The organism is Pedobacter cryoconitis (assembly GCF_014207135.1).
GTDB classification, from domain to species: domain Bacteria; phylum Bacteroidota; class Bacteroidia; order Sphingobacteriales; family Sphingobacteriaceae; genus Pedobacter; species Pedobacter cryoconitis_D.
Window position 1 is genome coordinate 145,639 of record NZ_JACHCC010000008.1, and the last position, 25,415, is coordinate 171,053.

Annotated in this window: 17 protein-coding genes and 1 tRNA gene; 8 read left to right on the plus strand and 10 right to left on the minus strand. The window is 40.8% G+C overall.

All coding sequences use genetic code 11. The annotated features are described in order from the left end of the window. Nucleotides 1-6: 6 nt before the first annotated feature. The 6 genes from HDF25_RS15845 to HDF25_RS15870 all read right to left on the minus strand — a co-directional run bounded on the left by HDF25_RS15845 (nucleotide 7) and on the right by HDF25_RS15870 (nucleotide 8,650). A complete protein-coding gene (locus tag HDF25_RS15845; protein ID WP_184626446.1) occupies nucleotides 7-3,120 on the minus strand; it encodes an efflux RND transporter permease subunit in 3,114 nt (1,037 codons plus the stop codon). Between the two features lie 20 nt (nucleotides 3,121-3,140). Further along, complete coding sequence (locus HDF25_RS15850) at nucleotides 3,141-4,271, minus strand: efflux RND transporter periplasmic adaptor subunit (protein WP_184626448.1); 1,131 nt, start codon at nucleotides 4,269-4,271, stop codon at nucleotides 3,141-3,143. Between the two features lie 128 nt (nucleotides 4,272-4,399). After that, nucleotides 4,400-7,111, minus strand: coding sequence for a magnesium-translocating P-type ATPase (gene mgtA / locus HDF25_RS15855; RefSeq protein ID WP_184626451.1), 2,712 nt, complete (start codon nucleotides 7,109-7,111; stop codon nucleotides 4,400-4,402). A gap of 10 nt (nucleotides 7,112-7,121) precedes the next feature. After that, nucleotides 7,122-7,700, minus strand: coding sequence for a manganese efflux pump (locus HDF25_RS15860; protein WP_184626453.1), 579 nt, complete (start codon nucleotides 7,698-7,700; stop codon nucleotides 7,122-7,124). A 10-nt stretch (nucleotides 7,701-7,710) separates the two neighbouring features. After that, the gene (locus HDF25_RS15865; RefSeq protein ID WP_184626455.1) at nucleotides 7,711-8,412 is read right to left on the minus strand and encodes an MgtC/SapB family protein; all 702 of its coding nucleotides are present in this window, start codon (nucleotides 8,410-8,412) and stop codon (nucleotides 7,711-7,713) included. Continuing rightward, the gene (locus HDF25_RS15870; RefSeq protein ID WP_184626457.1) at nucleotides 8,399-8,650 is read right to left on the minus strand and encodes a hypothetical protein; all 252 of its coding nucleotides are present in this window, start codon (nucleotides 8,648-8,650) and stop codon (nucleotides 8,399-8,401) included. Before HDF25_RS15870 ends, HDF25_RS15865 begins: the two co-directional genes overlap by 14 nt. Nucleotides 8,651-8,948: 298 nt before the next feature. On the opposite strand from HDF25_RS15870, the gene HDF25_RS15875 reads away from it, so the two are divergent. Together HDF25_RS15875 and HDF25_RS15880 are read left to right on the plus strand one after the other, a co-directional pair. After that, complete coding sequence (locus HDF25_RS15875; RefSeq protein ID WP_184626458.1) at nucleotides 8,949-9,245, plus strand: hypothetical protein; 297 nt, start codon at nucleotides 8,949-8,951, stop codon at nucleotides 9,243-9,245. Beyond that, a complete protein-coding gene (locus tag HDF25_RS15880; RefSeq protein WP_184626460.1) occupies nucleotides 9,242-9,907 on the plus strand; it encodes an ATP-binding cassette domain-containing protein in 666 nt (221 codons plus the stop codon). Before HDF25_RS15875 ends, HDF25_RS15880 begins: the two co-directional genes overlap by 4 nt. On the opposite strand, the gene HDF25_RS15885 is transcribed toward HDF25_RS15880, so the two are convergent. The 3 genes from HDF25_RS15885 to HDF25_RS15895 form a co-directional block, all read right to left on the minus strand. Next, nucleotides 9,900-11,132: a carboxypeptidase-like regulatory domain-containing protein gene (locus tag HDF25_RS15885; RefSeq protein ID WP_184626462.1), complete on the minus strand. Its 1,233-nt coding sequence runs from the start codon at nucleotides 11,130-11,132 to the stop codon at nucleotides 9,900-9,902. The genes HDF25_RS15880 and HDF25_RS15885 overlap by 8 nt on opposite strands. Before the next feature lie 91 nt (nucleotides 11,133-11,223). Then, the gene (locus HDF25_RS15890) at nucleotides 11,224-12,591 is read right to left on the minus strand and encodes a sensor histidine kinase (RefSeq protein ID WP_184626464.1); all 1,368 of its coding nucleotides are present in this window, start codon (nucleotides 12,589-12,591) and stop codon (nucleotides 11,224-11,226) included. Continuing rightward, entirely contained in the window at nucleotides 12,588-13,271 is a 684-nt protein-coding gene (locus HDF25_RS15895; protein WP_184626467.1) for a response regulator transcription factor, read from the minus strand. The genes HDF25_RS15890 and HDF25_RS15895 overlap by 4 nt, the downstream gene beginning before the upstream one ends. A 249-nt stretch (nucleotides 13,272-13,520) precedes the next feature. Between HDF25_RS15895 and HDF25_RS15900 the strand changes: the two genes are divergently transcribed. From HDF25_RS15900 to HDF25_RS15925, 6 genes are all read left to right on the plus strand, one after another. Further along, nucleotides 13,521-16,802, plus strand: coding sequence for a SusC/RagA family TonB-linked outer membrane protein (locus HDF25_RS15900; RefSeq protein ID WP_184626470.1), 3,282 nt, complete (start codon nucleotides 13,521-13,523; stop codon nucleotides 16,800-16,802). Between the two features lie 9 nt (nucleotides 16,803-16,811). Beyond that, nucleotides 16,812-18,401 (plus strand): SusD/RagB family nutrient-binding outer membrane lipoprotein, encoded by a 1,590-nt coding sequence (locus HDF25_RS15905; protein ID WP_184626472.1) that lies wholly within the window; start codon nucleotides 16,812-16,814, stop codon nucleotides 18,399-18,401. Between the two features lie 162 nt (nucleotides 18,402-18,563). Continuing rightward, nucleotides 18,564-18,636 (plus strand) — tRNA-Lys (locus tag HDF25_RS15910). 248 nt (nucleotides 18,637-18,884) lie between these two features. Next, entirely contained in the window at nucleotides 18,885-19,247 is a 363-nt protein-coding gene (locus HDF25_RS15915; RefSeq protein ID WP_184626474.1) for an Arm DNA-binding domain-containing protein, read from the plus strand. 471 nt (nucleotides 19,248-19,718) lie between these two features. After that, nucleotides 19,719-19,859, plus strand: a complete 141-nt coding sequence (locus tag HDF25_RS15920; protein ID WP_184626475.1) for a hypothetical protein — start codon at nucleotides 19,719-19,721, stop codon at nucleotides 19,857-19,859. Nucleotides 19,860-19,922: 63 nt separating this feature from the next. Then, entirely contained in the window at nucleotides 19,923-23,729 is a 3,807-nt protein-coding gene (locus tag HDF25_RS15925) for an ice-binding family protein (protein WP_184626476.1), read from the plus strand. 291 nt (nucleotides 23,730-24,020) lie between these two features. Here HDF25_RS15925 and porV read toward each other — a convergent pair whose 3' ends face one another. Continuing rightward, the gene (porV, locus tag HDF25_RS15930) at nucleotides 24,021-25,190 is read right to left on the minus strand and encodes a type IX secretion system outer membrane channel protein PorV (protein ID WP_184626477.1); all 1,170 of its coding nucleotides are present in this window, start codon (nucleotides 25,188-25,190) and stop codon (nucleotides 24,021-24,023) included. Nucleotides 25,191-25,415: the final 225 nt, after the last annotated feature.

Genomic DNA, 25,415 nt, shown 5'->3' on the forward strand with positions numbered 1-25,415 from the left:
TTCTGTTTATTGTTTTTCTTCTGTTAATTGAGCAGAGGGGTTAAAGTCATTTCTCCCCCATTTGTTCTCCAGGATATAATACAATGCCGGTAAAACGAATAAAGTAATAGCTGTTGCAGCAAATAAACCATAGACAATTACCGTAGCCAATGGCCTTTGGACATCAGAGCCGATACCGGTAGCCAGTGAAGCTGGCAGTAAACCTAAAGCAGCAACTGTAGCAGTCATCAGCACAGGCCTGAATCTATGTTTCGCCCCATTAATTACTGAAGAGAGCAGGTCATACCCTTTCTTGCGGAGTTCGTTAATGTGAGAAATCAGGATAACACCGTTTTGTATAGCAACACCAAAGAGCGCGATAAACCCAACTGCCGATGATACATTGAGGGTCATCCCTCTTATATTCAGGGCGAGCATCCCACCAAACAAGGCCAGCGGCACAATACTGAGGATTAATCCTGCCTGTCTGAACCTCCCGAAAGCACCATAAAGCAGCAAGAACATAATGGCAAGGGCCAATGGTACCACAACAGCTAATTTTGCATAAGCCCTGTTCTGGTTTTCAAATTGCCCCCCCCATTCTATTTTATATTTTTCAGGATCGTATTTAACTTCCTGGGTAATTTTAGCCTGTGCAGTCTTCAGGAAAGTACTCAGGTCTGATCCTCTTAAATTTAACCGGACGGTGAGTTGTCTCCGGTTCATTTCGCGGGAAATAGAACTTTCACCTAAATCAGTTTTAACATCAGCGACCTGTGAGAGCGGTATTTTTGCACCTGTTGAAGAAGTTAACATCAGATTGGCAATCTTCTCGGGGGTATCCCTGCTTGTCTCTTTATAACGACAGATCACGTCATAAACTTTATCACCGGCAAAGATCTGTGAAACGGCTTTACCACCGATAGCTACTTCTACCAGTTCGGCCACATCACTCATATTCAGCCCGTATTTAGCTACAGCATCGCGGTTAACCCTGATTTGCAGTTGTGGTAAAGGCGGTTCCTGATCTATAGCGATATCAACAGCCCCTTTAACTTTACGTAAGGTGGTCACTACATTTTCAGTGATACGTCTGGTTTCTTTAAAGTCGTTACCATATATTTTCACTACCAGTTCACTGTGTGCCCCTGCAATTTTATCCATTACCCCATCAATCATCGGCTGGGTAAAGGCAACGGTATACCCAGGCATAGCCGCATATTCTTTAGACAGGTCTTCAATCAACGCAGATTTAGTCCTGCCGCTTTCCCATTCTTTGTAAGGTTTTAAACCTACCGAAACTTCAAAATGTGAAGGTGTAAAATAGTCTGTACCATCATCATTACGCCCGGCCTGTACATTGACATAAGTAATTTCAGAATGCTTCATGGTTACTTTACGGAGGGCATCGCTCATTTCCTTCGACTTCTGAAGGGTAACCCCCGGGGGCAGAGACACCTGGAGCCAGATAGAACCTTCATCCAGGGGCGGAAGGAAGTCTTTTCCTACAGTAACGGAAAGTACAACAGCACTTGCAAGAACTAAACCCAGGGGCAGGAAAACCTTTTTTGGTTTGTCCATCACCTTTTTAAGGTTTCTTTCATACCAGACTGATAAGTTCTCAAGCCATTTATTATGGTAAATTTTTCCCGGTTTTCTATAAACGGCATAGGCTAAACCCGGAATGAGCAACAAGGCTACGGCTAGCGCACCCAGCAAGGCATAACCTACAGTAAATGCCATTGGTGTAAATAATTTTTTCTCTACTCTTTCAAAAGAAAACAAAGGCAGATAAGCAGTGATGATGATGATAGTGGAGAATAAAATTGGTTTAGCCACGCTCAGTGCTCTTTTGGCAATAGAGCTTTCTTCTAATTCTGCTTCCGGATCTGCTTCTCTTTTTTTAAGGATGGTTTCGAGCATAACTATTGCCCCATCTACAATGATCCCAAAATCTATTGCACCAAGAGAGAGTAAATTGGCAGGTATCTTAGTAAAATGCATCAGGATAAAAGCGACAAGTAAAGCAACAGGAATAGTAATCGCCACAATCAGCGCACCCCGCCAACTACCCAGAAAGACGATCAGCACAATGATAACCAAAGCCATTCCTTCTAAAAGGGTATGAGAAACGGTATCCAGGGTAGTATTAACGAGGTTGGTCCTGTCCAGATACGCCCGGATAGTAACACCTTCCGGTAAGATGCCTTTATTCAGATCGGCCACAGCTTTGTGAATGCCATCGAGTACTACGGAAGGATTCTGCCCTTTCAGCATCACGACAATTCCTTCAATACCATCAGAATAATTCACGTTTTTATCGGTATATCCGAGTACGCCCTTACGTTCGAGTGTACCGTATTTCAATTCACCTAAATCCTTGACAAAGACCGGCACGCCATTCACTGATTTAACCACCACATCGCCCAGGGCAGCCAGATCTTTAACCAAACCTATACCACGGACTACATAACCTTGCTCTCCCCTGTTTAAAATACTTCCTCCAGCATTGGTATTGTTGCTGTTGATTGCAGTTTGCACATCGGTCAGAGAAATATGGTACTGGGCTAATTTAGCAGGATCAATTTCTACCTGGTACTGCGTCGTGATCCCACCAAAATTGGTCACATCAGCGACTCCCTGTACCTGCTTGATCCTTGGAATAATCTTCCAGTTCTGTAAATCGGTCAACTGCCGTAAATCATGGTTTTTACTTTCTATAATATACCTGTAGATCTCACCTGTTGGTGAAGTCAGCGGATCAAGACCGGGTACAGCACCAAAAGGAAGTTTGACATCAGTCAGTCTTTCCTGTATCCGCTGTCTTGCCCAGTAATCATCTACCCCGTCTTCAAAGACCATGGTAATCAGGGAGAGACCAAAGAGGCTCCGGCTACGCATCACGTGCATACCCGGCAGCCCGTTCAGTGCTCTTTCGATAGGTATTGAAATTTGTTGTTCTACTTCTTCAGCAGCCAGGCCAGGTACCTGGGTAACGACCTGCGAGGTTACATCAGCGATATCGGGATAAGCTTCAATGGAAAGTTGTTTCCAGGAATAGTAACCAAAGAATGCCAGCAGCGTAAACAGCGCAGCAAAAAGCCACCGCTTTTTGATAGCAGTAATAATTAATTGTTTCATATGTTTGGCTTATTAGGTTTTTATTTAGCTTCTAATAGATAAAAACCACCTTCTGATACGATCTTTTCGCCTTTGGCCAGACCTGATTTAATGACAACACGGTCACCTGTGGTACCGCCTGTTTCTACTTTTCTTTTCAAATATTTACCATCGTTGGTGACCACGAAAACAAAATTTGCATCGTTCATCTGTAAGATGGCTTTTAATGGAACCAGGATGGCCGAGGTTGGTGCATCGATAAAATTCACGGACACATACATACCTGGCTTAAGCGCGTGATCGCTGTTATTACATTCGATTAAAACCTGTACACTCCTGGTTTCTTCATCTACGACCTCATTGACATGGTAGACTTTTCCTTTTATCTTTTTTCCTGGTAGAGCGGCTATTTCAATCTCACATTCATCCTTTTCCTGGATATAACGGATATCCTTTTCTTTGACCTGACCGGCAATCCATACTTTGGAGAGATCGGCAACGGTAGCTACACTGGCAGCATCGTCTTTGATAAACTGACCTAGAACTACTTTATTAGCGATCACTTCACCATGAATGGGCGCATGGACTGTCAAGGCCTGCCCAAGGGATAATTTCTCGGGATTGGCTTTGAATATTTTAATCCCGATAACTGCATTTTCAAACTCTTTCTTTTCTACCTCATAAGCTGTCTGAGCTTCTTCAAGATCTTTCTGGGTTCCTACACCGTTGGCCATCAAATCTTTCTGTCTTTTTAAAGTTCTCTCTGCCTGCTGCATCTGCGATTTCTCCTGAAAAAAGATCTTTTGTGCAGCAATGAAATCGGGTGAACTGATTTCAAACAAGGGGGTTTCGGGAGTAGTTTTCATCCCCAGTTTTAAAAACGATTTAGTAACCCTACCCTGAAAAGGCGGTGCGATTTCAGCATACTGGGTTGGAATTGCTTTTACAGTCCCGGCTGTCATCATTTCCTGGCGGTATGGCTCGGTCTGGACAGTGATGGTCTTTAGCTTCCCTTTTAAAGGGGAGTGTTCTGAGACAGTGATCACATCTCCCTTCAGCGTAAATTCTGCAGGCACCTCTTTGGCAGCAGGTTGAGAGCAGGATGAGTTAAATCCAATAATTAACAAGGCAATAGCGGGCAGATATTGCGGAGAGGTAGTTTTTAATTTCATGTTGATTAGTGTGTGAGTTTGTAATATTACTTAGGAGGCATGATAGCGGTACTCCAGCCAATCGGCGAGTACCACTATCAATATGATGAATACGAAAGCGAGTATCCATTTGTATCTGGATCTGTTTTTTAAAGCCATTGTCCGAATCTTTTGATGTACCAAACTTTAATGTATTGGGTAAGCAGACAGTAGCTGGCCAGTATACCAATCAGCCATGGGAAATAACTTAATGGCAGCTGCTCCATTTTTAAAGCTCCTGCGAAAGGTGAAAAAGGAATAAATATGCCTATAATCATAATCAGCGAAGTCAATGCTACTACTGGCGCCGTCGCCCAGCTCTGGATAAAAGGAATTTTACGGGTACGGATCATATGTACAATCAGGGTCTGGGAAAGTAAACCTTCGATAAACCATCCACTTTGGAACAGGCTCTGATGTGCCGGGCTGTTTGCCTTGAAAACAAAGAACATTACGGCAAAGGTGGCATAGTCAAAAATGGAACTGATCGGACCGATATAGAGCATAAACTTTTTGATTCCTGAAGCATCCCATTTTTTCGGTTTTTCAATAAACTCTTCATCCATTCTATCCCAGGGAATAGAAATCTGCGAAACATCATACAATAAATTCTGAACCAGAATCTGCACAGGTAGCATAGGCAAAAATGGCAGAAAAGCACTTGCACCCAGCATACTGAACATGTTCCCAAAATTACTACTGGCAGTCATTTTGATGTATTTGATGATATTTCCAAAGGTTCTTCTACCATAAATAACACCTTTACGTAAAACCATTAAATCTTTCTCTAACAGAATGATATCCGCGCTCTCTTTAGCAATATCGACGGCTGTATCAACGCTAATCCCAACATCGGCATCTCTGAGGGCTACCGCATCATTAATACCATCGCCCATGAAGCCTACCGTATGTCCATTAGCTTGTAATATTTTAACCACTCTGGATTTCTGAACAGGACTGAGTTTGGCCAGGATTGAAACGTCACCTACTTCCTGCTGCAATTCTGCATCGGTCATCTTTTCTACTTCAGAGCCTAATAGAATTTTATCGAAAGGAATACCTACATCGCGGCAGATCTTTTTAGTCACGATCTCATTATCTCCGGTCAATACCTTAATGCTGACACCCAATTTCTGTAAAGCCTCAATCGCTATTTTAGCCGATGGTTTTGCCGGATCAAGGAAACCGATAAAACCTGTCAGGATCATATTTTTTTCATCCTCCACTGAATATGTCAGTGCTCTGTCGTCAAATTCACGGATAGCGACCAGCAGGACTCTTAATCCTTCTGCATTGAGTTTTTTAGAAGTCCGCAGGATCATATTCCGCATGGTTTCGTCCATAGGGATAACCTTATCGGATTCAATATGCAATTCTTTGTTATCCCCCGGATCGAAGGCCTGGCTACATAAATCAAGCATTTCTTCAACTGCACCTTTACAGATCAGCAAATGTTTACCATTTCTTTGTTTTAACACCACTGACATCCTGCGTCGCTGAAAATCGAAAGGGATCTCATCAACTTTCAGGAAGTGTTCTTCTACTTTCAGGTAATCATGTAATTCAACATGTTCGAGCACAGCCACATCCAGCAGATTTTTCAATCCGGTCTGATGATAACTATTGAGATAAGCCCATTTCAGGACTTCTTCATCTTCATCTCCAAAGATATTCAGGTGCCGTTCCAGTACGATTTTATCCATGGTCAATGTCCCTGTTTTATCAGTACACAGTACATCCATAGCCCCAATATTCTGGATCGCATTAAGCCTCTTAATAATCACTTTGTGTTTACTCATATTCACAGCACCTTTAGCCAGGTTGGCTGTTACTATCATCGGCAGCATTTCGGGTGTTAAACCTACGGCTACAGCTATAGCGAACAATAAGGCATCCCACCAGTTTCCTTTAACCAAACCATTGATCAGAAAAATCAGGGGCACCATCACCACCATAAAGCTGATCAGCAGGTAACTCACTTTGTTTACACCTTTATCAAAATTGGTTTCTGCACGTTTACCTACTATTTCTTTACTGAGTGAACCGAAATAGGTCTGGTTACCAGTATTGACAACAACCGCAGTGGCATATCCACTTACTACGTTGGTGCCCATAAAACAGATATTATCAAGTTCTACCAGCGGTTTATCTTCTGCATCACGAACGGCAAGGCTCCGTTTTTCTACAGGGAGGGATTCTCCGGTGAGCATAGACTGGCTCACAAAAAGATCCTTGGACTGTACAATACGGCAATCGGCAGGGATCATATCCCCTGCTGAGAGCATAATCATATCTCCCGGAACCAGTTTTTTGATATCGAGTTCTTTCTTACCGGTCACTTTCCGCAAAACAGTAGCGGTAGTTTTCACCATACTTTTTAATTGTTCGGCGGCACGATTACTTCTGTATTCCTGGAAAAATCTGAGCAATGAGCTTACCATCACCATAATTCCAACCATAGTCACCGTTTTATAATCCTGTTCACCCGGACTGGCCAGCCATACGTCAAGTATAAAAGAAATAAGCGCAATAATCAGTAAAATCCCAATGAACGGGTTGATAAAGGCCTGGAACAGCTGTTTAATCCAGGCAGGTGCCTTTTCATGATGAACCTCATTTAAACCGAAACGGCTTAAACGTTCTTTAGACTGCATAGAGGATAATCCTTCGCTGCTGCTATCCAGCATTGCAAAGTAAAAGTCCTGATCTGACCGCGAAACATTCTGTAATTTGGTAGCTGCGGCTTCGTCGCTACCCATAGACAGAATTTTTCTTTTGTCGAGTGTGGTTCTTTTTTTGAAACTTTCTTTAACGATAGTCATGGTGTGTGAATTATATAAGCTGAAAAATGAGTACGACAACACCAAGCATAAGCAGGCCTGTGCAAATCGTACGAAGAGTGTTAATGAGTTTATGACTGTGAGATCTGCCAAGCCATACGCCCATTCCTAAAAACAGAAGAATAGAAACCGGCAGGATAATAGTCACATTGGTATCCGGCCGGTCGAGCCATTGTACAGCCATCCCAAACACAAAGAGATAGACTGCTGAGCTAAAGGCAAGCAGCAACAGGTTATTGGCAGTATAGTTAATGACTGGTATCTCTTTTTTATTTTGAAAATGATCTGTGTACATTTTCACTCCTATAGAAATCAGCAGGCCCAGGGCCAGCCAGTCTTTCTGGTTTACTGTCAGTGAAGGTGTCCATCGGGTGATCCACCTCCCCCATAGCAGCATTTGATTTTGTGTAATGAACAACAATAGCAGGATCAGTATCCAATTCCCACGGCTGATCACTGAGACCCTTTTACCGCTTAGTTTTGCGATCATCAGGTTATCTGCAGTGATCCCCACTGTGATAAATAGAATGGCATACTGTATAATGCCTGATTTTAAAAGTAAAAAGCTCATGCGTTATCTATTATAAGTCATTTTCATCGCCAGCCTTATTCCAGCTTACTTCGGACACTTCATGTTCAATGGTCAGCCGGCCTGCAATTTTTTCCATCACCGAGTCTTCATTGCTATTGGCCAGTATCTCGGCCATGATAATGGCTTTGCTCGGATCTCCGTCATCTGTACTTTTCAGCGATCTCAGCAAAAGTTTGTCATCATTACTGGTAAACTGGAGTAATAAAACTCTCAGGTGATTTTCTACGTCTTGTCTGCACTTGATAATCAGCAGATAAGCCACAGGAATCCTTGTACTTTTTAAAGGTAAACGGCTTAGTTTTACACCTACCGGACGCATTAATACATGTGTCAGAATAACAAATGCAGTTACGATAGCAGCTTCAGGAATGAACCCCAGTCCGCAGGAGGCACCAACAGCGGCAGAACACCATAAGGTAGCTGCGGTATTTAAACCTCTCACATTGAGGCCATCTTTCATGATTACGCCGGCTCCTAAGAAACCTATTCCGCTGACTACATAAGAGATTACTCTGCCTGATGCATCACCGCCAACTTTCACACCCAGCGATACGAACATACACGCACCTAAACAAACGAGCATATTGGTACGTAAACCTGCCATGCGCTGACGCCACTGACGCTCAGTGCCTATAGCAGCGCCCAGAACGAATGCTACGGCCAGTCTGAGGGTGAATTCAAATATTGTCATATCTTGCCCTCCATTTTTTAAACTGGTTTAAAGCTTGTCTGAAACCATACAGCAGGAAAGAAAAGAATCTTACTGTATATTGTCTTAAAGAGAGTGACTGGTGATAATAACTTTGTCCGCTGAATATTTTATCGGATATACCAAACGTAATAGTTGGTCTGGTGTCCATGCCTACCGGATAATTGTAATCGGCAATATAATGGGCATGTTTTTTCTGAATGTTTGAAAATTTGAACATAACTTTGCTTTATGCCAGTTAGCGGCATAACATAAGTTATGAGGGCTAACCGACGGTTAAATGAATAAATAATACTTCCGTTGAATAGGGGCCTGAGTCCATATTTTCTTGTTTTTTAATGTGCTGCAAATATAAGGCAGCCCTTCGGTAAGGGCAGTTAGAGGACTCACAGAAATTCATTAGAAATTCATTAGAGAAAAGGCTGAATTAACCTGGTTTTCCTAATCCGTTTATCATCAGCGGCTTTCTGCAAGATTACTTCTATATTTAAACAGGCTCTAACCAGAGAATCTCAGAAATGATAAATAATTTACGCGTAATAAAAGGTCTGTGTATTTTTTACCAGAAGCTGATTATCCCTTCACTGGCACTTTCGGCTGTGATAGCCCTGTTTATGACGAAGCTGGTCAATTTCCATACCGGGACAGGAATTGCATTTATGCTCCTCACTCCTGTTTTCCATTATTTTACTTATGAAGTAAATAACCCAGGCGAATATTTTTTCTATTATAATTTAGGGCTGAGTAAACTGTTGTTATGGCTGAATACCTTTATAGTTAGTGTGATTATAGGTTTATTATTGATCCTGATATGAGTTTACTGCATGTAGATAGTGTCCGCAAACAAATCGGGGGAAGACAGATCCTGAATGATGTCTTCCTGTCCTGCAGCCAGGGACAGATTGTTGGTCTGTTAGGGAGAAATGGTTCTGGAAAATCGACCTTATTGAAGATTATTTTCGGTGCTTTGAGCGCAGATCACAAATATGTGGCGATTGATGGTCAGGTGAAGCGTTCTTTAGCTGATACCAGGAATCTGATTCAATATTTACCACAGGATAGTTTTTTACCAGGTCACATCCGGATAAAAACTATCATTTCTTGTTTTTGCAATCAGGCTCATGCGGCCGTTATAAAGGATCATGAACTGATTAAACCTTTCCTGACCAAAAAGGCGAACCAGTTATCGGGTGGCGAAAAAAGGATTCTGGAAATCTTACTGATGGTTTATTCGGATGCAAAATACTTATTGCTCGATGAACCTTTTAATGGGATTGCCCCCTTGCATATTAAGTTAATCAAGGAGCTGATCAGAAAACACAGTCAGCACAAGGGCTTTATGATCACGGATCATGATTACAGGAATGTACTGGATATTTCAGAAACGATTATCCTGATACAGGATGGAAATACCAGAAAGATTAATGACGTACAGGAACTGATCGACTATGGGTACCTGCCAGAAAGATCTACTTAATGGTCTCAGCAATTTTTTTCAGAGAAGTAGTTGGTTTGATAAAGTTATAGTCTCCCCAATAATCGTCACTATAATCAACTGCATTTTTATTAAAACTATAATCACGCGGCATCCTGTCGGCCTGATCATATTTTTTCAGCGGCTTCCCATTCACATTCGAAATAAATAGCTCTGCACTAAGCTGTAAATTACCATCAATATGTTCTTTTCTTGCTTTGACATGGTGAGTAGTGGCAATGCTGTAAAATTGTGGGTACCATTTGTTTTTGATCTTTGCATACCGGCAGCTTAATTGTTCATTCAACTTCTGAAAACTATATCCCATTAATCTTACCAACGGCCGCAATACAAAAGGGACATCAGATCCTATATATTGTTTTCCTTTCGGGCTTAAGCTAAAATCAATAGAAGCAATGGCATAACTGCCTTTAATTATCACGATGGTCCCTTTATATAAAGCTTCCCTGATATTATCTTTCTGATCAAAGGTGATTACAAATGCTTCTTCTCCATTGATACTCGATGATCCGCTGATTTCATAATTATACTTCGCAAGATAACGTTCACCAAGTATAGCACCGGGGTTTTGAATCAGATCATTTTCGAGGATCACAAATGGCACTCCTTTTAACGAGGCTTTAAAAGGATTATTCACGACTTCATTACCAACCTTTTTCAGGTTCCTCTCTTTATTGACAATGATAAAATCCTTATTTTTTTTCTGACCATAGCCCCGCATCAGGATATTTAAAGAGGCCTCGGCAAAGGAAAGATAACCGGCATCTATTTTTGCGATTTCTCTATAAAAACCGACCAGTTCAAAAGGGGTCTGTGCGTAATTCGCGGGAATATTTTTGATTGCTTTTTTAACGATTGATTCTGGGGTACCTGAATATATAGCTACTTCTGCTAAATCAACAAGCCGAGGTTTCAGGATCAGTCTGAGTTTACCACTGACAGTTGACAAGGGGATTTTAATACTTTGAAAACCCACACAGGAAATGCTCAGTGTATCTTTATTCAGCGCTTCAGGAAACTTCAGGATAAACTCTCCTTCGTTATTCGTAACTGAACTCATTTGTTCTTTGATACGTAAATTTACATTTGGTAAAGGGACATTGTTCTCATTGACGATTAATCCTTCTACTTTTAGTAACTCCTGCGCATCTAATAAATGATGCACACCAAAAATTAAGCATAAGATAAGGTACCCTTTCTTGATCATACAACCCTCAGATTATTTCCTCTAAGGTAAATACATAACCCTTTAAAACATTTGTTTTAACAAAGTTTAACAACACGCCGATCTGGTGGGTTTACACGTGCGGTAAATCTACTGTAAATACACTCCCCGTCCCTACTGTAGAATTCACACCGATAACTCCGTTATGCATGGTGATAATTTTTTGTGTTAAAGACAGGCCGATCCCATTACCAGGACTAAAATCTTTATTTTTTCCTCGGTAAAAGGCAGTAAATATATTGGAAAGCTCTTCCTGCTCAATACCGATCCCCGAGTCCCTGAATGACAATTTAACCTTGCTGTCATCAGAATTTATTGTTACTGTACACTGGTGATCGGGAGAAAATTTACAGGCGTTCTCCATCAGATTAATAAATGCGACCTTTAACAGATACTCATTGCCTTTGACCGAGATATCATCATCGTCATCGATCTCCTGTTCAAAGACAATATCGACACGATAATCCTCACTTGTTTTTAAGACGGCCTCTCTGGCATCCATCAGCAATTCATCAGTCCTCAGCTCCTTCATACTCACTGTGGTCTGATCGTAACTGGCCTTGGCCAGATCGAGCAATCCGTTGGACAATCTCACTAACCGTCTTGCATCACTAAGCGATAAGCGGATCACTTCTTTATATTCCTCAGCACTGCGTTCACGGATCAGGGCCAGCTGCAATTCACCGACTATAGTGGCCAGAGGTGTCCGGAGCTCATGTGAAATATTACTTACAAAATTCTTCTGACCATCAAATGATAACTCCAGTCTGTCGAGCATATTATTAAACGTAAGGGCCAGCTCTCCTATCTCATCTTTTTCATTTTTAACCTGTACGCGTTTATACAGATTGGTAGCCGTGATTTCCTCTACCTTATCTACAATTTCGGCGACGGGGTTCAGGGCTTTGCCCACAAAGTAATATCCGGCAGCAATCGTTAAACTGATAATAATGATAAATGAGATAATCAAAGTATACTTAAATTCTTCTAGCCGGCTTATTCCATATTTATCATTTGCCGCTGCAGTGATCACATAGGTTTTATGGTTATGTATATATAAAAGACCGACTACCTGTAATGAACCCTGTTCAAAGGTTATTTCTTTTTGAAGGGTAATCTGATCAATCATCCTTTTAGTCTCTTTTACTTTATCTATCTGAACTGCATCATGGTAAAGCAGGTTAAAGGAAGTATCATATACGGCTACTTCTTCTTCAAACAGGGAGTTTAAAGAGTTCTTGTAGATAAGTTGTAATACGGCAGGCGGAACTTTCGCATCGAAAAGTAAATTGGCTTTTGTAATCGCTTCGCGCTTTAAGTGCTGATAATATTGATCTTTCCGGCTTTTTGCAGTCGATACATAGATAAAAACAGCAAACGCTGACAGCAATGCCCCAAAAAGCATCAGAAACAATAACAGCAGCTTAACTCTTATTTTCATCCTTCTTTAAATATAAATCCCATACCTGGTTTAGTATGGATGAGTTTTACGGGATAGTTTTTATCTATCTTTTTTCTCAGATAATTGATATAAACATCGATAAAATTTGTTCCCGAATCAAAGGTATCCCAGACCTTCTCGGCGATTTCTGTTCTGGACAAAACGCGCTCGGAGTTACCCATCATATATTCCAGCAAACGAAATTCTTTGGGGGTAAGGTCTATAGGTTCATTGTTTCTTTTAACCATCTTGGTTTCGAGGTTCATCTCTAAATCTGCAAAACGCAGAATGAATCCCTGGTTAAAGGTGTTGTTCTGTGACTGGTTTCTTTTAATCAAAGCACGTATGCGGGCATGGAGTTCCCTAAAGTCAAAAGGTTTGACCAGATAATCGTCTGCACCGGCATCAAAACCTTCGATCTTATCATCGGTCGTACCTAAAGCAGTCAGCATAATAATAGGAATATCGGGACGTGCCACCCGCACTTCCCTGCACAGATCTATCCCGTTAATTTTAGGGAGAATCAGATCCATCAGAATGAGGTCGAAGGTCTTTGTCAGGGCCAGCTTTTTTCCCATCTCCCCGTCATAAGCGAGGGTAATATGAAATCCAAGTTCTTCGAGCCCCTTTTTAATCAGCTCAGCTACTCTTTGTTCGTCTTCGATAACCAATATCTGCATAAGGATATATATAAACGACAAATGTGAGGATTATTTCCCGATCGTCAAGCACACTTTACGTGAATCTATAAACTGCTTATTAAGGACAGGTTAACACTGGGTAACGGAGTTACTGCAAAACAACGTAAATAAACGTTATAGCACCCAAAAGTTTAAATTACGATAACACTAAATGAGTTTAGTTTTAATAAACAAAGTTTAGTATTGCTGCATGAAAACAAGAATTCATTCTAACCTAAATTAAAGCAGATGAAACAACTTTATCAGCAATTAAAATCAGCAGTAACCATATGCTTATTTTTATTCGCCCCAATGGTGTTGGCGGCACAGACTAAGATATCCGGAAAAGTTACCGACGAAACTAAACTGGGCTTACCTGGGGTAAGCGTTTTGGTTGAAGGAACTAAACTGGGTACAGTAACAGACATTGATGGTCACTTTATTTTAACTGCAAAAAAGGGCCAGACTTTATCATTCCAATACCTTGGATATGAGAAAAAACAAATCATTATTGGTGACGATGTACTTTTCAACGTGGTATTGAAAAGTGACAGTAAAGTCCTGAACGAAGTTGCAGTAACTGCATTAGGTGTTAAAAAAGAAACAAAGAAAATTGGTTATGCCTTACAGACTGTAGATGGCGGTGATCTGCTTAAAGCACGTGACCCTAACCCAATCAGTGGCCTGGTTGGTAAAGTAGCGGGGTTATCGGTTGGCCCGAACCCTGAGATACTCAGACAACCCAATGTAATGATCCGTGGGGACAAATTGACTTTGTATGTGGTTGACGGGTTTCCAATCAACACAGATACCTGGAATATCAGTCCTGATGACATTGAAACTTATACGGTATTGAAAGGCCCTGCTGCTGCTGCTTTATATGGTAGCCGTGCGGTAAACGGAGCGATTCTAATCACCACTAAAAAAGGAGATAAAAACAAAAAAGGACTAACCGTTGATATCAATAGCAGTACGGTTATTAACTCTGGATTCTTGACCTTCCCGCGTTTACAAAATTCGTATGGTGCTGGTGAGAACAGTTTTTATGAGTTTGTGGATGGTAAAGGTGGCGCACCAGGTGGTGTAGATGGTGACTATGATATCTGGGGTCCTTATTTTGCAGGACAATTGATCCCTCAGTATGACAGCCCGGTGATCAATGGGGTAAGACAGGGAACTCCTTATATTGCAAGGGGTAAGAATAACCTGAAAAACTTCCTTAAAACTGGTTATCAAACAAATAATAACGTTTCCCTGAGTGCTACAGGAGATACTTATACTACAAGATTCTCAGTGTCTCAGCAGAAACAGTCAAGTTACATCCCTAATAGTGGATTGAACATTCTTAACTTCAACATGTACGGCGCGTTTAATCCAAGCCCAAGATTCAAAATTGAAGGTAACCTTGATTTTAACAGACAGTATACGGACAACTTCCCGGATGCGGATTACGGACCTTCAAGTTTAATCTACAGTACCGCTATCTGGACTGGTGCGGACTGGGATGTAAATGCTCCTGATATTAAAGCAATCTGGCAGCCTGGTAAAGAGGGTGTTCAATCGCAGTTTGCAGAATATCAGCGTTATCACAACCCTTATCTGATGACTGAAAAATGGTTAAGAGGTCATTATAAAAATGATGTTTATGGATATTTATCTGCAAACTTTAAAATTGATAATCACCTGAACGCAACGCTTCGTTCGCAATTCGATACTTATAATATCTTACGTACGGAGAAACTTCCATTCTCTGCTCACCCTTATGGACGTGAAGGAAATATGGGAGACTACCGTGAAGACAGACGTAACTTATTTGAAAACAATAATGAGTTGTTACTGAACTTCAATTACAACATCAAGAATTTTGTAAACCTTTCAGGTTTGGTAGGAACTAACCTGCGTAATTTAACTTATAATTCGAGCTGGACTTCTACAGATTACCTGAACGTTCCTGAAGTATATGCTTTCAGTAACTCTAAAAATCCGGTACAGTCTACGAGTTTCAACTCCAGCATGATGGTATTCAGTGGTTATTTCTCATTGGATGCTTCGTTTGGTAAATATGCTACACTTTCTACGACAGGAAGGATAGATAAATCATCGGCCTTCCAGACGCCAACTACTTATTATTACCCAAGTATATCACTGGCTACTGTGATCTCAGACTATATTAAAATGCCTGATCTGATTTCCTTCCTGAAAGCAAGGGCATCATTCTCGAACGTACGTACTGATGCAACAAGCGCAACTATCGGCCCTGCCCCATTCAGCTCAATTACTGCATTCGGCGGACAAACAGGAGCGAATTTAACGAACAACCCACTGGGCTATGGTAACGTTTATATGTCACCTTATAACGGTCCGGATTATTCATTGAATTCTTCTTTTAATATTAATAAACCTTACAATAATCAGCCAGCTGGTTATGGCCCGGATTATTTATATCAGAATAATATCAAAACGAGTACCCGTGTAAATTATGAAGAAGGTTTTGATGTTAAATTCTTAGCTAACCGTTTAGGTTTAAGTGCTACGGCGTTCCAGTATATCGATGGCCCGGCAATTTTACCTAATCAGATCTCTACAGCAACGGGTTATTCAATTTTATATCTGAATGCCCTGAAAACTAAAAAGACTGGTTATGAGGTTTCGTTAAGTGGTACACCAATCAAAGATTTAGGTGGTTTTGGATGGGATGTATTGGTTAACTGGTCAACTTACAAAAGGATTTACACAGAACTTCCTGGAGTACAGGATACTTACAACAACCTTTTCCACAAAGGAGACCGTACGGATAAATTGTATGGTACAGCTTTCGTAAGAACAAAAGATGGTCAGATCATCAATGATGCTGCCGGAAAACCATTGGTTAACACTGGTGCGCCTCAATATCTGGGCAATATGAACTCTGATTACTCATGGAGTATTTACAACAAATTCCACTATAAGAATTTCAGTTTAGGTGTTCAGTTTGATGGTAGTGTAGGTGGAAAAACAGTGGATTATATGCATAACAAAACAATGCGTGGTGGTTCAAACATCGAAACTGCAGAAGGTGCATTGGGTGCTGCACGTTACCAGGATTGGGCAAATTATGGTAAAAAAGGTTATACTGGTACTTACATAGGTCCAGGTGTGGTTATTTCTAACGGTGCTTCAATAAATTACGATTCTAAAACTGGTGCTATTCTGAATTACGGAGATCTTACTTTTGCGCCTAATACGAATAAGGTATTTGTTCAGGATTACGTAAGTAAGTACTATAATTTCGATGAAGCCAACCTGATGAGCAAAACGTTTGCAAAACTTCGTGAGGTAACTTTTGGTTATGATTTACCTAAGAAAATGCTCGCAGGTACATTTATACAGAAGGCTTCATTCTCTTTAGTTGGCCGTAACCTTTTATACTTCTACAAAGACAAGAGATTTAAGGATGTCGACCTGGATCAGTACAACGGAGAAACTGCTGCTACTGGCCTGCAATCACCAACTGTAAGAAGTTATGGTTTCAACATCAATGTGACATTTTAATCATTTTATATGAAAACGATATTCAAACTCAATTATCTTTTACCTTTTTTAATGGCAGTTACCTTTTCTGGCTGTAAAAAGGATTTTGAAGATAAAACAATTAATAATAACAGACCATCTGCTGTTCAGGCTTCTTTACTATTGAACGGTGTTTTAAACAGTAGTGGGCTGGTTGAAGGCCCGAATGGTTCTAAAGAAACCTATGCTCAGTATTACCTGAATAACTATGATTATTATGGTAATAACCGCTACGATTTCGGATACGGTGATGACTATTTTACGACTTTGAAAAACGTAGCGGAGATGGAAAAACAATCGCTGAAAAGCTCAGCGGCAGTAAACTCATACACAGCACTTGGCAAATTTTTCAGAGCTTACCTTTTCAGTAAGATGAGTATGGAAATGGGTGATATTCCAATGACTGACGCATTACAGGGTGCTAATAACCTTACCCCTGCTTATGACAAGCAAAAAGCGGTCATGATGCAATGTCTGGCCTTACTGGAAAGTGCAAACACAGATTTAACTGGTTTGATCGCTGCGAAGGAAAACATACTTGCGGGTGATATCTACTTCAATGGAGATTTATTGAAATGGCAAAAAACGGTGAATACATTCAGGTTACGTCTGCTGATCCAGCTGAGCAAAAGGGCTGGTGACGATCTGGATTTGAAAGTGAAATCACAGTTTTCTGATATTGTGAGCAACAAGGCAAAATATCCGATTATGGAAAGTGCCGCTGATAATATGCAGTATATCTCCTTATCTCCTACCAATTATTATCCTCAGAACCCGGATAATTTTGGACAAAGCGGATCAAGAAAAAACACTTCTGCAACGTATATCGGACTGTTGACGAAATTACAGGATCCACGTGTCTATGTAACTGCTGAGCCTTCCCGTTTCCTGGTGGATAGTTTAAAACAGAGTCCTACAGATTTCGCTTCTTTTGTTGGCGCTGACGCTGGCCAGGATTTGGGTGTCATGTATAATAATGCCGGTTTACAGAAATATTCTTTTTTGAACAGAAAACGTTATTATTCTACTTACACCGGAGAACCCAGCATCCAGGTTGGTTATGCAGAGCTGATGTTTAACATTGCGGAAGGTATTAACCGCGGATGGGCTGCTGGCAATGCAGAAACCTTTTACATAGCCGGGATTAAGAGTTCTATGGATTCTTATAGCATCCCTACTGGTACAGGATCATTTACAGCATATTTTTACCGCCCGGGTTCAACGAATGTTGCTTTACCTGCAAATTATGATACTTATACCATTAATGTAAACTGGGATAATTATTATAACCAGCCGGCTGTAAAATATATTGGTTCGGATGATGGTCTGGTGCAGATCCTGCAACAAAAGTATCTGGCTTTATTCCGCCACTCTGGTCTGGAGTCTTATTTTACTTATCGCCGTACGCATGTGCCTAATTTCACAACAGGCCCAGGTACTGGAAATGGTGGTCGTATTGCAAGCCGCTTCCAATATCATCAGTACGAACGGACATCTAATACGGCAAACTATCAGGCCGCATTACAAAGTCAATATAATGGTAATGATGATATCAACGGAATCATGTATATCCTGAAATAACCTTGCTCTATTTTTTTTCGGAGAGGCGGATTTATTCCGCCTTTCTCATTTTCAGAGGATTAGGTTTTTACTGGTTATTTTTATCAAAATTATTTGAACAATTAATTGCTTCTTAATATTTAATTTCTATCTTTGCACCTCCTTAAACAAAAGGAATTATTTGATTCCGTAGCTCAGCTGGTAGAGCATTACACTTTTAATGTAGTGGTCCTGGGTTCGAATCCCAGCGGGATCACACAAAGCGCACCAAATGGTGCGCTTTTCGTTTAAAATGCTTTTTATTTTGCATTTCTAAGAATAAGCAGTACAAATCTCATCATTATAGTGCAACCTGATCGATTACCATTTCGGTTACCTATTCTATTGTTTAAATTAGGTAACTGAATTTCCAAAAAGAATAGCTTGTGAGGTGGAAGTTTTAGGGAAATCAAAGTCGTCCGGAATAATCCGGGACACCTTTTGATTACTTAAATATGTGAGAGGATGAAAAAGCATTGTAAATTATCAATCTTGTTTTGGCTATGGAAGGCAAAAGCCGCAAAGGATGGAAAAGCACCAATTTATGCAAGACTAACAATTGACAACGAGAATGTAGAAATGTCAACTGGTAGAAAAGTTTTACCGGAATTCTGGGATAACAACTCAAAGACAGTAAAGGAAAAAGGTGTTGAAGGAAAAAAGACAAATTCTCATTTAAGGGACATGACAGTCGATTCAGAGAGGCTCTATACTGTTTTACAATCTAGGTATGATCAAATTGACCCCGGTTTACTTAAAATGCTTTACAAGAATCCATTTGACCAGAAACTGAAGTTGCAGTGGAAGAAGAAATTTTACCCCAGATAACTTTATTGGATGAAGCGGATGCACCCTTAAAATCATTCAAAGAGGAAGTCGATATGAAAAAAAATATTAATTATAAATAAAAAAATACTACAATTATTATGTATACTTGTGTCTAAGTATTCCTTTACAAAAATTGAACAAATTACATTAACGCCTGTAAATGAAGTTGGTTTTAAAGTTCAATCCAAGTAAGTAAACATTATCCTTTTGATTAATGTCTTTCAAAATATATTGTTATCCAGTCTTTAACAAGAAATAAGAACAGTCTTATTTAACGATGTATCCGACCAGATTTCTCTTCCACCATTCTTATTTAGAAGTATTTCATTTTTAAATATCCTGCTTCTAATTTCAAACAACTGTTACATCTTCCAGGAACAGTAAGAACAAAAATCATTGACAGATTTACCTGGTAATGGCTGCTGTTTATATTTACTACGATACGCTTATTCTACCTAAAAATGTCTCATCATGAAGAAACTATTCATCTCTGCGGGTATTACCCTTGCCAGTGTAGCTTTCACCTTTAAACAGCCCCAGACCACAATTGTCACGAGCGGTATGGGTAACCAATATATTCATCTAAACTCAACCTCATTACAGCGCGTGTAAATCCTTTTCTACGCACTACTTTACTACTGTAAATTATAATTAATGCTCTCAAATTTTAATATAATGCAGAAAAACACAAGACGAACATTCATACCTTCGTCCATTTTAAGCGATAGTTTACTGATTGTCTTTCTGATCGTTTCTATGTCCTTTCGGCTAAGCGCTCAAACCATATCCAATTCTATTCTCACGCCTTTACCAAACTCTGCCGGTACAACCGGGTGGACAGATAATAATGTTGATGGGTTGATCCTTGCTGAATCTGATTCCGGGTCTGCAGGAACTAATTTAACTTCAATAACAGGTGCAAATCTAACTCACACAGTTACCGCACCAACAATGGGCACTTTAGTCAATTTCGTTCTTTATACAAGCAGCGGAGCCGTAGGTAACACTGGAACTTCAAACATTACAGGTAATCTTGGCACGAATGTCGGCGCTATTACAGGCCTCGGAACTTCGACAGTGATAGGTTCTCTGCACACTGCTGATGCCGCAACCTTACAATGTTCAATAGATTTATCAGCTGCCTATGTCCAGTTGAATGCAACTATTCCAACCGCCATCCATGGCGCGGTACTTGGAAATGGAGAGACACTTCAAAAAGGAGCATACCTTATACTGGCCGCTGGGTCTGCAGCAGGCACTTTAACCTTAGATGCACAAGGAGATCCTAATGCGGTATTTATCTTTCTGATTGGCGGTGCGTTTACTACCGGTGCTTCTACTACAGTCAGCCTGATTAATGGAGCTTCGGCATGTAACGTATTCTGGAAAGCAGAAGGTGCAATAGCCATGGCAGCATTAACCACCATGCAAGGAACACTGATTGCAAACAATGGTGCAATTTCTATGGGTGCTGGTGGTACACTTCAGGGAAGAATGTTTTCTACATTAGGAGCTGCAACAGTTAACGCGATAACAGCAACACTGCCTGGCTGTGCCTGCACCCCCCTTGCTCCGATTGTTACAAGCCCGCTAACCTATTGTCAAAATGCTACAGCTGCCCAGTTAACAGCCACAGGAACAAACTTACTGTGGGGCACCGGCTCGTCCACTGCACCAATTCCAGCTACTACAGTGATAGGTTCTTCAAATTACGTAGTTACCCAAACAGTAAGCGGGTGTCTTAGTCCGCCAGCAACAATTACAGTTAACATTACTGCAGGACCATCTGCTGTGATCACCTATATCAATTCTCCTTATCGTACAGATCTGGCAAACGCTTCGGTAACCCTTACCGGAACAACCGGAGGAACATATTCCTCAACGACAGGTTTATCTCTTAATACAGCTAGTGGCTTGGTTACTGTCCTGACAAGTACATTAGGCACTTACACTGTGACCTATACTATTGCTGCCGCTACCGGATGTGGTCAATATCAAACCACAACCAGTATTACTATTGTTGCTCCACCGAGCGTAAATTTAGGCACCGCAGCCAATTTTGTGCTTTTCACTTCAAGCGGAGCTGTAGGGAATACCGGGGTTTCAAACATTACAGGTGATATTGGTACAAATGTTGGCGCCATCACCGGCTTCGGGATTTCGACTGTGGTAGGTACCATGCATACTGCTGATGCAGCCACACTGCAAGGTGCAGCAGATTTACTATCGGCCTATACACAATTGAATGCCATTTCTCCCACTTCTATTCACGGTGCTGTACTAGGAAACGGAGAGACCCTTTATCCTGGAATTTACGGTTTAGCTGCCGCAGCGTCCGTTGCCGCGGTATTAACTTTAGATGCGCAAGGAGATCCCAATGCCCTGTTTATATTTAAAATAGGAGGCGCATTTACTACGGGCGCTTCCACTACAGTTAATTTGATTAACGGGGCTTCCTCCTGTAATGTATATTGGAAAGTAGAGGGCGCAATAGCAATGGCCGCCTCAACAACAATGAAAGGAACACTGATTGCTAATAATGGCGCTGCCGCTATGGCTGCAGGAGGTATACTTGACGGAAGATTATTTTCTACTTTAGGAGCCATTGCAATTGATGGCGTAACTGCATCTAAACCAGTATGTTCTTCTGGTTCTTCATGGACAGGTGCGATCAGTACCACCTGGAATCTTGCAGGAAACTGGCTTAATGGTATCATCCCGACAAGTACAACGAATACTACCATCCCATCTGGCGTTCCTTATTTTCCGCTCTTAAATACTGGCACTGGGTCAGTGAATAACATCACCATACAAAATAGCGCATCCTTAACAGTAGCCAATGCAACACTGCAAATTGCCGGAACAATTATTAACTCAGGAACATTTGATCTGTCAGCTGGTACACTCATCATGAACGGTGCTATTGCCCAGGTCATACCAGCAGCAGCATTTGCAGGAAACCAGATCCAGAATCTGACTGTCAACAACACTGCTGGTGTAACTTTAGCCGGAGCCTTAAATCTCAGTGCAATACTACTAGCTACCAGTGGTCAGTTTAATACCAGCGGATACCTTACCCTTATTTCAACAGCAGCGCAAACTGCATTGATTGATGGCAGTGGAGCAGGCAGTGTTACAGGTAATGTAACTATGCAGCGTTATCTCACTGCTGGCTATGGGTATAAATATTTCAGTTCTCCTTTCCAGGCAGCTACAGTAAGTAATTTTTCAAGCACAGTAGATCTGAATGCGACTTTTCCAAATTTCTATAATTATATAGAAAACAAAGCAACGGCAGGATTTACAACATACACCACTACAACAAATCTCTTGAATCCATTACAGGGGTATGCAGCAGATTTTGGTTCATCCACCGCACAAAAAATGGTCAGTATGACCGGCGTGGTGAGTAACGGAAGCCTTTCTTCTACTTTATACAATAACAACCAACCTTATACGCAGGGTTTTAACCTGATGGGCAACCCTTATCCCTCACCTATCGACTGGGATGCGTCGGGTGGCTGGACCAGGACTAACATTGATAATGCAGTATATTATTTTGATTCGGGTTCAACAAGTCAATATACAGGAACTTACAGTACCTATATTAACGGGGTTTCGAGTGATGGTGTTGCCGGGCACATTATTGCATCTATGCAAGGTTTTTTTGTGCACGTTAGCAATGGCACCTATCCGGTGACAGGTACATTTGCTATTAATAATACGGCCAGAGTTAATAACCTTTCACCTGTTTTTCATAAATCAACGGCTAGTATGTCCACTATGCAGCGTATCCTGGTCAGGTTAAGTGCAAATTTTTCTGATAATAGTTCATCTTCCGATCCAATAGTTGTGTACTTTGACAATAGGGCAACTCCAGTGTTTGATAAGGAGTTTGATGCCATTAAACTGATGAATATTGATGAACTCCTGCCTAGTTTATATTCTTTGGCTGCAGACTCAAGAAAACTGGTCATTAATGCTTTACCAGAAGTAGATACACTTACTGTTATACCTTTAGGCGTACAAACCGACAAAGATGGTATGGTAACTTTTAATTTAAGGGACCTAGAGCAATGGCCTTCTAATCTGCATTTGTATTTAACTGACGCGGAGAAAGGCACAGATCAGGATCTGCAGCAAAACCCAATCTATACGGCCAGCATAAAGAAAGGTGCCAACGAAAACCGCTTTTCACTGCGCTGTGTTCCGCTAAACACCAACGGGCCAACGGATAACAAAGACGACATTTATACCATATACGGCTCAGGGGGAATTTTATTTGTAAAGATTAAACTCGTTCATGAGCAAAAAGGAACTTTAATGATCAGCAATACAATTGGACAGGTCATTTCCAGCAGAGCGATTGGCGGAAATGGTGATTATGAACTAGACGGTATAGCTGCTAATGTCCTCTATATTGTTAGTTTCAGGACAGCAACGGGTATCCATTCACAAAAAATATTAATGACAGGAAAATGAGAGCAGGTATTAATCATAGGTTCAATGAAGGACAAATCAAAGGATTTTTGATACTTAACTTTATTTTTGTAAACTACCAGGGCTTTGCCCAGCATAAAATCTCCTTATTGGGGCCAGAAAACCCTCCCCCGCCTATCACAATATATGTTATTTATGGCGCTTCGTAAATAACGACAATACGGTTATCAAACAGATGTGTATTACCATTTACTACAGTCAGGAATATAGAAGGTGTCCTTGTTGAGGGCCTTACATTTGTGATTAGACCAAAGCCTGAAAATACTGTTCCATCTATAAAAAATTAAAAAGCAGTGAAAACCTGAACGTATTGGCCAATGGACTATTTTGGACACCTGCAATCAGATAGGCAACATCTATATCAAAGTCCTGATATTTAAACCCTGCTCCGACTGTAAAATAACGACGGTTACCTTTTTGCGGGTTTTCATAAAAATATCCTGACCGGAGTTCGAATTTTTTATTGTACACATATTCCAACCCTGCTGCAACGCTAACCTCCTTAATCTCTTCTTTAAAGCCGCCTGGTGCATCGCTAAATGACCCAAAGATCCCGGACGCGACCGATCTGTTGGGATCCTGGCCTTTAACAATCTCTCCGTTCGTATCGTAGATCGGCTGAGTTGGGACCAGTAATTTATTCAGGTCTAAAGCGACGGTAAATTGATTAAGATCATCCAGTATAAATGTGGATGCACCACCAATCTTTAAGTTGGTAGGAAGGAAATATTTAGGTCCTGCATCTGTATAACTCATTTTAGTACCTATGTTGGATATACATATTCCCAGGGCGAGAATAGCATCTTTACTTAGAAAAACTGTAGATTTCTTGAAATAAGCAGATACATCTGCAGCCAATGCATTGGCAGGCCTGGTATTCTGTCCGGAGGCAAATTGACCAGAAGTCAAATTTGATCTGATATACCTTACTGCTGTACCTAAAGAAAAGTGTTCCCCAAATTTCCGGGCAAAAGTTCCATCAATTGCAAATTCGCTAGGACTATAGGTGCCCAAGTCTTGTTTATTCATATCAATCAATTGGACCTGACCAGCAGAAAAATACCTCAGGGAGGTACCAACTGTATTTCTATTGTCTAATTTATAATACCCGCTGAGATAGGCCAGATTAATACCAGGAACCAGGCTCCTTAGCCATGGGCTATAAGATGTTGAAACTCCATAATGCTGATCTAAAAAAGCCAGTTTGGAAGGGTTTATACTCATTGAATTTCCATCTGGCAGAATGGCTACACCAGCTTCACCCATTGCCCCTGCTCTCGCATCAGGGGTGATCAGTAAAAAAGGAACGGCTGTGATGATGTTATTGGTCTCACTGCCATTGGTCTGGGTACCAGGCTGTATCACCTGAGCTTGGAGTTCTTGACAAATTGCTGTCAGAACAAAAAACCCAAGAATAACTAATAAAAAATATCTTAGGCTCATGGATGATACTATTTTACAGAATATCAGTAAGTTACATAAAAATACCAGCTTATGATTAAACAAGACATAAATAACTCCGATAATAAATCCCTGATGTAAAGAGTTTAATAATACATACATTTTATAGCGACGGACTAGGATTCCCTCAGAGGATTTTGCATTTACATAATAAAACTGACTGATTATCCCATCGGATAGATGAATCCCATTAACCCTACTATTTAC